12 protein-coding genes and 3 tRNA genes are annotated in these 11,696 nt (G+C 68.0%); 7 read left to right on the forward strand and 8 right to left on the reverse strand.

Annotated features, from left to right (window positions below):
* Positions 1 to 34: 34 nt before the first annotated feature.
* A complete protein-coding gene (locus tag HNR14_RS12030) occupies positions 35 to 514 on the reverse strand; it encodes a hypothetical protein (protein ID WP_179701246.1) in 480 nt (159 codons plus the stop codon).
* Positions 515 to 612: 98 nt separating this feature from the next.
* On the opposite strand from HNR14_RS12030, the gene HNR14_RS12035 reads away from it, so the two are divergent.
* Positions 613 to 1,479: a GTP-binding protein LepA gene (locus tag HNR14_RS12035; protein WP_179701247.1), complete on the forward strand. Its 867-nt coding sequence runs from the start codon at positions 613 to 615 to the stop codon at positions 1,477 to 1,479.
* Between the two features lie 55 nt (positions 1,480 to 1,534).
* On the opposite strand, the gene HNR14_RS12040 is transcribed toward HNR14_RS12035, so the two are convergent.
* Entirely contained in the window at positions 1,535 to 2,692 is a 1,158-nt protein-coding gene (locus tag HNR14_RS12040; RefSeq protein ID WP_179701248.1) for an alcohol dehydrogenase catalytic domain-containing protein, read from the reverse strand.
* Positions 2,693 to 2,816: 124 nt separating this feature from the next.
* Between HNR14_RS12040 and HNR14_RS12045 the strand changes: the two genes are divergently transcribed.
* Complete coding sequence (locus tag HNR14_RS12045; protein ID WP_218875031.1) at positions 2,817 to 3,335, forward strand: TetR/AcrR family transcriptional regulator; 519 nt, start codon at positions 2,817 to 2,819, stop codon at positions 3,333 to 3,335.
* A 91-nt stretch (positions 3,336 to 3,426) separates the two neighbouring features.
* Here HNR14_RS12045 and HNR14_RS12050 read toward each other — a convergent pair.
* The 3 genes from HNR14_RS12050 to HNR14_RS12060 form a co-directional block, all read right to left on the reverse strand.
* A tRNA-Phe gene (locus HNR14_RS12050) sits at positions 3,427 to 3,499 on the reverse strand.
* A gap of 55 nt (positions 3,500 to 3,554) precedes the next feature.
* Positions 3,555 to 3,631 (reverse strand) — tRNA-Asp (locus tag HNR14_RS12055).
* Between the two features lie 61 nt (positions 3,632 to 3,692).
* Positions 3,693 to 3,765, reverse strand: a tRNA-Glu gene (locus HNR14_RS12060).
* A 424-nt stretch (positions 3,766 to 4,189) separates the two neighbouring features.
* Between HNR14_RS12060 and HNR14_RS12065 the strand changes: the two genes are divergently transcribed.
* On the forward strand, positions 4,190 to 5,401 hold the full coding sequence (locus HNR14_RS12065; protein WP_246311562.1) for a M23 family metallopeptidase: 1,212 nt from the start codon (positions 4,190 to 4,192) through the stop codon (positions 5,399 to 5,401).
* A complete protein-coding gene (locus HNR14_RS12070; protein WP_246311563.1) occupies positions 5,394 to 6,722 on the forward strand; it encodes a C40 family peptidase in 1,329 nt (442 codons plus the stop codon). The genes HNR14_RS12065 and HNR14_RS12070 overlap by 8 nt, the downstream gene beginning before the upstream one ends.
* A gap of 78 nt (positions 6,723 to 6,800) precedes the next feature.
* On the opposite strand, the gene HNR14_RS12075 is transcribed toward HNR14_RS12070, so the two are convergent.
* The gene (locus tag HNR14_RS12075) at positions 6,801 to 7,292 is read right to left on the reverse strand and encodes an inorganic diphosphatase (protein WP_179701250.1); all 492 of its coding nucleotides are present in this window, start codon (positions 7,290 to 7,292) and stop codon (positions 6,801 to 6,803) included.
* A gap of 46 nt (positions 7,293 to 7,338) precedes the next feature.
* On the opposite strand from HNR14_RS12075, the gene tilS reads away from it, so the two are divergent.
* Together tilS and hpt are read left to right on the forward strand one after the other, a co-directional pair.
* Positions 7,339 to 8,406, forward strand: coding sequence for a tRNA lysidine(34) synthetase TilS (tilS, locus tag HNR14_RS12080; RefSeq protein WP_179701251.1), 1,068 nt, complete (start codon positions 7,339 to 7,341; stop codon positions 8,404 to 8,406).
* Positions 8,407 to 8,422: 16 nt separating this feature from the next.
* On the forward strand, positions 8,423 to 8,974 hold the full coding sequence (gene hpt, locus HNR14_RS12085) for a hypoxanthine phosphoribosyltransferase (protein ID WP_021762481.1): 552 nt from the start codon (positions 8,423 to 8,425) through the stop codon (positions 8,972 to 8,974).
* A 13-nt stretch (positions 8,975 to 8,987) separates the two neighbouring features.
* Here the strand turns inward: hpt and HNR14_RS12090 are convergent, their stop codons facing one another.
* Positions 8,988 to 9,248 (reverse strand): type II toxin-antitoxin system RelE family toxin, encoded by a 261-nt coding sequence (locus HNR14_RS12090; RefSeq protein ID WP_179701252.1) that lies wholly within the window; start codon positions 9,246 to 9,248, stop codon positions 8,988 to 8,990.
* Positions 9,245 to 9,514, reverse strand: a complete 270-nt coding sequence (locus tag HNR14_RS12095) for a type II toxin-antitoxin system Phd/YefM family antitoxin (RefSeq protein WP_179701253.1) — start codon at positions 9,512 to 9,514, stop codon at positions 9,245 to 9,247. The genes HNR14_RS12090 and HNR14_RS12095 overlap by 4 nt, the downstream gene beginning before the upstream one ends.
* A 169-nt stretch (positions 9,515 to 9,683) precedes the next feature.
* Here HNR14_RS12095 and ftsH point away from each other — a divergent pair, with 169 nt between their 5' ends.
* Positions 9,684 to 11,693, forward strand: coding sequence for an ATP-dependent zinc metalloprotease FtsH (gene ftsH, locus HNR14_RS12100; protein ID WP_179701254.1), 2,010 nt, complete (start codon positions 9,684 to 9,686; stop codon positions 11,691 to 11,693).
* Positions 11,694 to 11,696 lie beyond the last annotated feature (3 nt).

Below are 11,696 nucleotides of genomic sequence, written 5' to 3' on the forward strand. Positions count from 1 at the left end.
CATGGTGAGGCATACGGGCCGGACGGCGCCAGAGCTACCGGATCTTCTCGCCGCCGTAGATCCGGTAGACCACAACCGCGAAGGACAGAGTCAATGCACCCAGCACGGCGGCACCGATCATCGCGACCCCGACCCAGGGGGCCGCGTGCAGAGCCGCCGCGACAAGTGCGGCCACACACCCTCCGCCGATGAGGATCGCCGCCGCGATGATCGCCGGCCGGATCCACCCCGGAATGCCGACGTCCGCAAAGGGAAGTCGCCCCGGCTCGTCGTCATCGTTGATCGGGCTCCGCGGCGCATGACGTCGGACGAGACCCACCACGGTCGTGCCCAGGCCGACCAGGATCATCCCGATGCCCGCGGCGAGAAGCAGCCAGTAGAGAGGCGGTTCAGCGGCGGCGCGTGACCGCAGCAGCAGGCTGCTCATCACCGTCAGGCCTGAACCCAGGGCACAGTAGAGGCTCCCGAAGGACGCGCCGATGCGCCAGGAGCGCGTCGACGCGTCAGCGGTCATGCCTCGCAGAGTACGCCGCGACGGGAGCGCGAGCCCGAGCTGGATTAGCGGTCCGACGGTACCTGACAAGGCAGTGATGTCGGTCCATGATGGACCTGATGGCAGATCGCGTCTCTCCGCAGAGGATCCTCGAGCACGTGCAGCGGCTCGGGGAGCAGCATCCGCCGATCGCTCTGGACTCGGTCGACCGTGACGTCCGCGCGCCGGGGGCTGTCGCCGATCGTTACGGCCACGTCATCGACTACCTTGCGCGGGTGGAGCTCGAAGTCGACCGGAACGTGCTCGAACTGCTCGTGCTGCTACCTGACGTGCACGAAGTCGATCGCATGTTCTACGCCGACGTGTGGCAGCCGCAAGAGATCCAGCACGGACTGATCCTCGACCGCCTGCAGCAGGATCTCGGCCGGCCGGCCGCCCAGCCCGAGCTCGCCGTATCGTTCAAGATCAAGATCATGGGCGCCCTCGCGCACTTCTCGTCGATCCAGGACATCGCGCGGCTGCTCTACTACCTGACCGGCGCGAGCACCGAACGGCAGGCGGTGCTGGCGTACAACGTCCTCTACGACGGGATGCTGGACCTCGGCGAGGCTGCGATCGCCGAGACGATCATCAGCCCGATCCGCAGGCAGGAGCCGGGTCACTTCGCGTTCTACCGGATGAGCGCGACCCAGCTCGTGCAGAGCGGCGAGCTCAAACCGTGGCAGCTCTACCTGGCGCGCATCCTGAGGGAGAAGACGTACAACCTCGTCGGCACGAACGGCCAGGACCGCTATCGCGCCCAGATGGGCGGTGTTGCGAGCGTGCTCGGCTTCGCCGACGATCTCGAGAAGTACGCGCGCGAGGTCGGCCGGATCGAAGCGCAGCTGCTCTGGGCGGAGCAGAGCGGCATGCAGTTTCCCCCGTACGTGCTCAAGGCCCTGAAGGAGAGCATTGATCTCTACCGGGAACGCGGGTTCGACGCCTGAAATCGGCTGGGCGGAGGCTCGAGCGGAGAGCTGATCGACGAAGGGCGAATGTGCTTCAGTCGGTGCGGGGGGCGCAGGATTGCGGAGGTGTCGAGTCCATGGTGATGACGAGCTTTCGAGCGGAGACGCCGCGACGGAGGGTGTCGAGCGCATCCTGGATCGCGGGGAGGCCGTCTCCGGCGATGTGAGCTTCCGGGTACGGGCGGTGACTGCCCGATGCCAGAGCGGCGGGAAGGTAATCCCTCCAGAGCGCCGGGCCTACGGCGGATGAGGCGATGGCGCTACCCCAGATGAACGAGGCCCTGACACCCCCGAGACGGCTGCGCAGTTGCAGCGTCACCGATCGCCCTCCCAGGCGAAGGAAGAGTCGTATCCGAGCGAGGGACAAGCCGCGACGTCGCGGTTGATCGTAGAAGGACACCGGTGGGCTCGCCATCGCGATCCTCTTCGCGCCAACGGCGCGCGCTATCGTCACGCTTGGCTCGGCTGAACCCACAGCGACGGCCAGAATGCCCGCGACCGCGGAACTGCCGATCGCCGCGATGATCTGATCGGCGACTCTCGGATCGTGGTAATCGAAGACCGCTTCCGCGCCCAGGCGGAGCATCAGATCGTGGTTGCGGGCTGAGGCGGTGGTGATGACGCGGTAGCCGGCGGCTCGTGCGAGCTGGATCGCGTTTCCTCCCACAGCTGACGCACCACCCCAGATCACCACGACCTCCTCACGTGGCGTTGCGTCGCCGAGCCCGGTGTGGTCCAAGCCGAGTTGACCCGCCTCGAACAGGCCGGCCGCCGCAGTGCTGATCGCCAGTGGCAAGACCGCCGCCTCCGCGAACGTCACCGTCGTGGGCAACCTGGAGGCCAGGGCGGCATCGACGGCGACGTAGGCCTGGAAACCGCTCTCGGCGACAGCATCGCGGCCCTTCTCCAATCCGATCGCATACGCGGTTACGCGGTCGCCTACGGTGAATCCGCTCACCTCCGCGCCGACGTCGACGACGACCCCAGCGACGTCCTCACCGAGAACGACCGGATAGCGCAACCACCCGTACATGACCCTTCCGTTGGATTGAATGATCGCATCCAGCGGGTTCACCGCCAACGCGCGCACCTCGACAAGGAGTTGCCCCGACCGGAGCGCGGGCATCGGGACATCCCGAACGATCAGATCGGCGTAGGGTGCATCGATCCACGCCGCAGTGTTGCCGCTCACAGTCCGTACTCCTCGCGTTGATGACATTTCGTGTCATCACCATACACGTCACGGCACGAAGTGACATCATTGACGTATGCCTCGATGGTCACCGGATGCCGCCCTGCGGCTCGAAGCCGCGGCAATGGACTTGTTCGAGCAGCACGGTTTCGGGGGAACGACGGTGCCGCAGATCGCCGCAGCGGCCGGGCTCACCACCCGCACGTTCTTTCGTCACTTCCCTGACAAGCGCGACGTGCTGTTTCTCCGAGATCGCGAGTTCCCTGAAGCCGTTCGTGACTTCATGGAGTCGGTCCCGGCGCAGAGCACGGGAGTGGGGGCGGTGCGGGCCGGGCTTGCAGCGGCATGTCGCGGTCTCCAGCCCTGGAGGGAGCCTATCGCGCGGCGGCGTGCCATCCTCCGCAGCGAGCCCGCGCTGCAGGAGCGCGATCTTCTGCGAAGCCGCCACCTCGCGCACGCGATCGAGGGGGCCCTCCTCGAACGCGGGGCCGACTCTCGCCAGGCGCGCACGCTGGCGGCTGTCGCGGTGACCTGTTTCGATCTCGCTCTGGACAGTTGGCTCGAAGGATCATCCGATGTCCCCCTCGAAGCTGCTCTGGAGACTGTGTGGAGCGAGGTGCGAATCTGCTTCGACGATCGCTGAGCACACCTCCGCACGTCGCTCATACCAGCCCTTCCGCGCGGCAAAGGAAAAAGCCCCCGGACTCGAACTGAGACCGGGGGCTATTCTGTTGTGGCTCCGACCGGCATCGATCCGGTGACCTTTCGATTTTCAGTCGAACGCTCTACCAACTGAGCTACAGAGCCTCACCGCCGAGGCGGTGATAGACGAAAGCCCTTCCGAGGGAAGGGCTTGTCGCCATGGCGACCCTGACGGGACTTGAACCCGCGACCTCCGCCGTGACAGGGCGGCACGCTAACCAACTGCGCTACAGGGCCAAACTGTTATTCGATTTTTCGTGTTCCATACTACGTGACGTCCACCGCTCGCGAGGACGGGTGACCCCAACGGGATTCGAACCCGTGCTGCCGCCGTGAAAGGGCGGTGTCCTAGGCCGCTAAACGATGGGGCCGGGTTGTCTCGATCCACTTTCGTTTCTCGACGACCACCGACGCATAAGCATACGGAAGATGGTGGCCGAACGCCAATCGGGGTTGCATCCCGGGCGGGTCAGGCCTATACGCGCGCTCCGGGAGGGCGCGCCGATCGGGCGACGCCCCACGGAAATGCCCCGGTTCGGCGGGTCTCCGTGGGTAGATTGCGAGCGACGGCTCCCCCCGCCGTCCGCGTGAGTCACGCGCCGCCGACCCCTGCCGCCACCCACCGACCCTGGGCTTCGCGCGCGCATGTTGGTAAAGTTGCACGAGTTGACTAGCGATACCCGTGCGACTGGTGTGACAAACGAGATGAAAACGATACGTGAGCGAAGCGGGTTCGAGGTGGCGATGAAACGCGAGACGAGTGGATTCGGGGAGAAGGTCCCCAGGAGGCGCCGGATGTCGCTGCGCGCCGGGATCGCCGCCGTCGCCATCGCGGTGCTGGCCGCGGTCGGATCCGTCGCCCCCGCCTACGCGGACAACTACCCCAGTTGGCAGGACGTGCAGAACGCGAAGGCCAACCAGGCCACCGCGTCCGCCCAGGTCGACAAGATCAACGGCCTCATCTCGCAGCTGAAGAGCGAGGTCGCCTCCACGCAGGCCGAGGCCGTGAAGCGCGGCGCCGAGCTCCAGGTCGCCGAGGCCAAGTTCGACGAAGCGAACATGAAGGCCCAGGAGCTCGAGAAGCAGGCCGCCGCCAGCCAGAAGAAGGCGGACGACGCGAGCACGCAGGCCGGCAAGGTCGCCGCGCAGCTCTACCGCACCGGCGGGCGCAACCTCACCGCCAACCTCTTCCTGAGCGGCAACGGCGCCTCGGGCACGAACCCCGACAAGCTCCTCTCGGACCTCGGCAGCATGTCGAAGCTGGCCGAGCAGTCCAACCGCGTCTACACCGACGCGAAGGCCGCACAGAACACGGCCAACGCCCTCTCCGACCAGGCCGACGTGGCCAAGGCCGAGCGCTCCAAACTGCAGGTCGCCGCCCAGGCTGCGATGCAGGCGGCGATCGAGGCGGCCAAGGCCGCGCAGGACAAGCTCGCGGAGCAGCAGAAGCAGATCGTCGTGATGCAGGCGCAGCTCGCTGCGCTGACCGACGCCACCGCCAAGACGGTCGCCGGCTACGAGGCCGGCGTCGCGGCGGCGGCGGCGGCGGCAGCGGCGCGTGGCTCGGGCGGCCTCCCGGGCGGCTACGTCGGTCCGCAGGGCTGGGCGGTCCCCGCCGCCGGTCCGATCACGGACGGCTTCGGCTCCCGCCCGTCGCCTGGCGGCGTCGGCAGCACGTACCACATGGGCATCGACATCGGCGCCTCCTGCAACTCGCCCATCTACGCGGCGTACGGCGGCACCGTGATCTACGCGGGACCCAACGGCTCCTACGGCAACTTCGTCCTGATCGACAACGGCGGCGGTATCAACACCGGGTACGCCCACATCCGCGACGGCGGCATCCTGGTCGGCATCGGCCAGTCCGTCAGCGCCGGTCAGCCGATCGCCCGCGTCGGGACCACCGGCGCATCCACCGGATGCCACCTGCACTACGAGGTGCGGGTCAACGGCAACAAGATCGACGGCATCCCGTTCATGAGAGACAGGCAGGCACCCCTTGGCTGAGAACGACAAGACCGCGACCACCGACCGGTCGTCGCGAACCCGCACCGGACTGGCGATCGGCGCCGGCGTCATGGGCGCCGTCACCGCGTCGATCGGCATCGTCACGCCCGCGCAGGCGGTCGACTACCCGTCGTGGAACGACGTGCAGCAGGCCAAGTCGAGCGTCGCGAACCAGCAGGCGATGGTGGCGAACATCACCGCCCTGATCGGCACCCTGCAGTCCAGCGTCGACGCCGCGAACATCGCCTCCGCCAAGGCGGCCGAGACCTACCTGCAGGCCAAGCTCGCCCTCGACCGCGCGACCGAGAAGGAGGCCGACCTGCAGAAGCAGGCGACCGCCGCGGCCGACAAGGCGAAGACCTCTCAGATGCGCGCCGGGCTCCTCGCATCCCACCTGGCGAAGTCCGGAGGTGGCGGCGACGTGACGAGTCAGCTCATGCTGAACGGCGGAGGCTCCGGCTCCGAGGCCGACAAGCTCCTGTTCCAGCTCGGCACGATGAGCAAGCTCACCGAGCAGTCCAAGGCTGTCTACGACCAGGCCACGAAGGACAAGAACGCCGCCGAGTCGCTGAAGGCGCAGGCCACGTCGGCGAAGACCGCGCGACAGGACCTCGCGACCCAGGCCGACACAGCGCTGGCGGCGGCACAGTCCGCTCAGAGCGCCGCCGAATCGGCCCTCTCGCAGCAGCAGAGCAAGTCGACGGAGCTGGTCGCCCAGCTGGCGACCCTGAAGAACACATCCGCCCAGGTGGAGGCCGCGTACCTCCAGGGCGAGCAGGTCAAGGCGGCGCAGGAGGCGCAGCGCAAGGCGGCGGAGGCGGCTGCTGCGGCTGCTGCTGCGGCCGCCAACCCCCCGGCGAGCTCGGGAGGCGGCGGTGGTGGTTCGTCCTCCGGCGGCGGTTCGTCCTCCGGTGGCGGTGGCGGAGTGGTCGCCCCGCCGAACGGGAACGTCGTGCAGACCGCGATCGCCTACGCTCGCTCGCAGCTCGGCAAGCCGTACGTGCTCGGCGGCGCGGGTCCGAACACCTGGGACTGCTCCGGCCTCACCATGAAGGCCTACGCCTACGCGGGCGTCTACATCGGCGCCCACTCGGTCAACGACCAGTACTACACGGCCCGCAGCAAGGGCCAGCTCGTCTCCTACGGGGCCAAGCAGGCCGGCGACCTGATCTTCTGGGGCAGCGGCCCGGGCGATTTCTACCACGTCGGCATCTACATCGGGAACGGCCAGATGATCGCCGCGCCCACCGAGGGCGACGTCGTCAAGGTCCAGTCCGTGTGGGGCTCCCCCTGGTCCCAGGTGGCGCGCCCCTCGGCCTGACCGAGCACACGAGAAACGCTCCCGATCGACTCGATCGGGAGCGTTTTCGTCGTGCTCGCGGGCGATGGCCCGCCGGGCTCAGTGGCCTTCGGCCTTCAGCTTCTCGAAGCCGGCCTCGACGATCTTCTCGGCCTCGGCGGCGTCGCCCCAGCCCTCGATGTTGACGAACTTGTTCGGCTCGAGGTCCTTGTAGCGGGCGAAGAAGTGCTCGATCTCCTTGCGGGTCTGCTCCGGGACGTCGGTGATGTCCTGGATGTGCGCCCAGCGCGGGTCCTTGGCCGGCACGACGACGACCTTCGCGTCGCTGCCCGCCTCGTCGCTCATGTTGAGCACGCCCACCGGGCGGACCTTCACGCCCACACCGGGGAACGCCGGGTACTCGAGCAGCACGAGAGCGTCCACCGGGTCGCCGTCCAGGCCGAGGGTGTTTTCGAAGTAGCCGTAGTCGGTCGGGTAGACGAAGCTCGTGAAGAGCACGCGGTCCAGGTAGACCCGGCCCGTCTCGTGGTCCACCTCGTACTTGTTGCGGCTCCCCTTGGGGATCTCGATGACGACGTCGTATGCGGCCATGTGCCGTTCTCCTTAGCTCTCGGAAAGACTGCAATAACGTTACTGGATGCACGTCAACGGTTCCCCTGAGCGTCGCCCCCGCCTCACGCCCCCGATCGCGGACGCCCGCCGCGCGGTCCGCAGCGCGCTCTCCGCGGCCGCCGCCCTGCCCGCACCGGACCCGCACGACGACCACGGCCCGCGCCGTCCGCATCCCCTCGCGCCGGGTGCCCTGGTGCTCGTCGGGCTGAGCGGGGGAGCGGACTCCCTCGCCCTCGCCGCGGCGACAGCCTTCGAGGCTCCGCGTGCCGGCTACCGGGCGGGCGCCGTCATCGTCGACCACGGCCTCCAGGAGGGCAGCGCGGCTGTCGCCGAACGGGCCGTCGCGCAGGCGCGTGAGCTCAGCCTCGACCCGGTGCTGATCGAGCGCGTGACCGTCGACGGCGCCGGAGGCCCGGAAGGGGCCGCCCGCACCGCCCGGCACGCCGCCTTCGACCGGGCCCGCGCCGCGACGGGGGCGGAGCGCATCCTGCTCGCCCACACCCTCGACGATCAGGCCGAGACGGTGCTGCTCGGCCTCGCCCGCGGCTCCGGCCCCGGAAGCCTGCAGGGGATGCTGCCGGATACGGGGACGCTGCTCCGCCCGTTCCTCGCCCTGCGGCGGGAGGCGACCCGGGCCTTCTGCGCCGACTCCGGGCTGGAACCGTGGGACGACCCGCACAACGATGACCCTTCCTTCACCCGCGTGCGCGTGCGTCACGAGGTGCTGCCGGTGCTCGAGCGCGAACTCGGACCGGGCGTCGCCGAGGCCCTCGCCCGAACCGCCGAGCAGTTGCGCGAGGACGACGAGGCGCTCGACGGTCTCGCGCTCGAGTGGGCGCTGGAGCTCGTCAGCCAGACCGACGACGGCGCCGTCGCGCTCGACGTGCGTGGGCTGGCCGCCGACCCTCCCGCGTTGCGTCAGCGCATCATCCGGCTCGTCGTCTCGGCCGAGTTCGGCGTCTCGCTCACGCGCACCCACACGCTCGCCGTCGCCGAGCTCATCACCGACTGGCACGGCCAGGGTCCGCTCAGCCTGCCAGGCATTAGAGTTGAGAGGCAGAACGGGCTGCTCACGTTTCACCCCAACAGCTAAGGACAGCACCTCCCCCATGGAACTCACGGACGTCGCGAACGACCTGACCGAGATTCTGATCACCGAGGAGCAGATCCGCTCCCGCCTCGCCGAGCTGGCACGGGAGGTCGAACGCGATTACGCGGGCAAGGACGTCCTGCTGGTCGGCGTGCTGAAGGGCGCGGTCATGGTGATGGCCGACCTCTCGCGCGAGCTGAAGCTCTCGGTCACCATGGACTGGATGGCCGTGAGCTCGTACGGCAGCGGCACCCAGTCGAGCGGCGTCGTCCGCATCCTGAAAGACCTCGACACCGACCTGAGCGGCAAGACCGTGCTCATCGTCGAGGACATCATCGACTCCGGCCTCACGCTCTCCTGGCTGATCGCGAACCTGCGCAGCCGCGGCCCGGAGTCGATCGAGATCTTCACGCTCCTCCGCAAGCCGGAGGCGGCGCGCGTCGACATCGACGTGAAGTACGTCGGCTTCGACATCCCGAACAAGTTCGTCGTGGGCTACGGCCTCGACTACGCCGAGCGCTACCGCACGCTGCGCGGCGTGGGCATCCTCGCCCCCTCCGTCTACAGCTGACGTTCGAGGGGCGTCACCCGCGGTAGATCTCGCGGCGGTGGCCGGCTCGAAGAACGAGGATGACGAGACGGTCGTCCTGGATGTCGTAGATCACGCGGTAGTCGCCGACCCGCACCCGCCACGCGCCGCCGCTCGCAACGAGGGGTTTCGCAGCGGGAGGTCGAGGAGTCTCGGCGAGGAGCTCGATCGCGGCCTGCACTCGTCTCTTCGCTTGCGGTTCCAGCTTCTTGATCTCGCGCAACGCCGCCGGAGCGATGTCGATCCGATACGTCATGCCAGACCGAGTTCGGCCTTCACGTCGTCCCACGGGATCGGCGCTGCGGCGGTCTCCTCGAGTTCTCGGCGAGCGGCGATGGCCGCCTGGGCATCCTCGAGATCCTCGATCTGCGATCGCATCCGGTCGAAGTCATCGGCGTCGACGAGCACCGCGACACGCTTGCCGCGCTTGCTCAGCGACACCGGTTCGTGCTGGAGGTGGGCTCGGTCCACCAGCGCTCCCAGCTGTTGCTTCGCCTCGGACAGGGGCAATGTCGTCGTCATGGGCCAATTCTAGCCTCAATAGGTCAATTGGGCCCATTGGGCCTATAAGGTCTCTGATCGCCGCTTCTCTGACCTGCAGTCCCGGGCGTGTCGCAGCGGGCCGCGTACTGCGCGCCCAGAGCGAACACGCAGCCGACCCACAGAGCCGAAGCGGTACTGTGGTCGCACCATGAACGTCAAGAAGATCTTCCGCGGCCCGATTCTCTACGTCGTGCTTGCGATCATCGCAGTGTGGATCGGCTCGAGCCTGATCACGATGTCGGGTTTCAAGGGCGTCTCGACCCAGGAGGGTCTGAAGCTGCTCTCGGATGACAAGGTGTCCAGCGCGAAGATCGTCGACGGTGAGAACCGTGTCGACCTGACGCTCAAGGAGGCTGACGGGTCGCTCGGCACGCAGGTGCAGTTCTACTACGTCACGCCCCGCGGCGCCGACGTGGTGAAGGCGGTCGACGACGCGAACCTGCCGAAGGGCTACGACGACGAGGTGCCCCAGCCGAACTGGCTGGTCAACATCCTCGGCTTCCTCATCCCGGCGCTGCTGATCGGCGTGTTCTTCTGGATCATGATCTCGGGCATGCAGGGCGGCGGCAACAAGGTCATGCAGTTCGGCAAGTCCCGGGCGAAGATGGTCACCAAGGAGACGCCGAAGGTCACCTTCGACGACGTCGCCGGGTCGGACGAGGCCATCGAGGAGCTCGAGGAGATCAAGGACTTCCTAAAGGAGCCGGCCAAGTTCCAGGCCGTCGGCGCCCGTATCCCGAAGGGCGTGCTGCTGTACGGCCCTCCCGGAACCGGTAAGACCCTGCTGGCCCGCGCCGTCGCGGGTGAGGCGGGCGTGCCGTTCTACTCGATCTCGGGTTCCGACTTCGTCGAGATGTTCGTCGGCGTCGGCGCGAGCCGCGTGCGCGACCTGTTCCAGCAGGCGAAGGAGAACTCGCCGGCCATCATCTTCATCGACGAGATCGACGCAGTCGGCCGTCACCGCGGCGCCGGACTCGGCGGCGGGCACGACGAGCGCGAGCAGACCCTCAACCAGCTGCTCGTCGAGATGGACGGCTTCGACCCGAAGACCAACGTCATCCTGATCGCGGCGACCAACCGTCCCGACATCCTCGACCCCGCGCTGCTGCGCCCGGGCCGCTTCGACCGTCAGATCGGCGTGGATGCGCCCGACATGCTCGGCCGCAAGAAGATCCTCGAGGTCCACGGCCGCGGCAAGCCGCTCGCGGCATCGGTCGACCTCGAAGTGCTCGCCCGCAAGACGCCGGGCTTCACCGGCGCCGACCTGGCGAACGTCCTCAACGAGGCCGCTCTGCTCACCGCCCGGTCGAACGCGCAGCTGATCGACAACCGCGCCCTCGACGAGGCCGTGGACCGCGTGATCGCCGGACCGCAGAAGCGCACCCGCGTCATGAAGGACCAGGAGAAGCTCATCACCGCGTACCACGAGGGCGGCCACGCTCTCGCCGCCGCGGCGATGCGCCACACCGACCCCGTGACGAAGATCACGATCCTCCCGCGCGGCCGCGCCCTCGGTTACACGATGGTGATGCCGCTGGAGGACAAGTACTCCGTCACCCGCAACGAGTTGCTCGACCAGCTGACGTACGCCATGGGCGGCCGCGTCGCGGAGGAGATCGTTTTCCACGACCCGACCACCGGTGCCTCGAACGACATCGAGAAGGCGACCTCCATCGCCCGCAAGATGGTCACGGAGTACGGCATGAGCGCCGACATCGGCTCGATCAAGCTCGGCCAGGCGAACGGGGAGATGTTCCTCGGCCGCGACATGGGTCACCAGCGCGACTACTCCGAGCGCATCGCCGAGCGAGTGGACGCCGAGGTGCGCGAGCTCATCGAGAAGGCGCACGACGAGGCGTGGGAGGTGCTCAACAACAACCGGGCCATCCTCGACCGCCTGGCCGCGTCGCTGCTCGAGCAGGAGACCCTCGACCACAACGAGATCGCCGAGATCTTCACCGACGTGGTGAAGCTGCCGGAGCGTCCGCAGTGGCTGTCGAGCGACAAGCGTCCGATCTCGGACGTGCCGCCGATCGACTTCCCGAAGGCCAAGGCGCCGATCGACGCCGGGGCCGTGGATGGCGGAGTGGACTCCGAGCCGCCGTCGTCGAAGCCGAAGCGCGCACCCGCGATCAAGCCGCGGCCGGCGACCGCCTAGGTC

This window comes from Leifsonia naganoensis, assembly GCF_013410615.1.
Lineage (GTDB): Bacteria > Actinomycetota > Actinomycetes > Actinomycetales > Microbacteriaceae > Leifsonia > Leifsonia aquatica.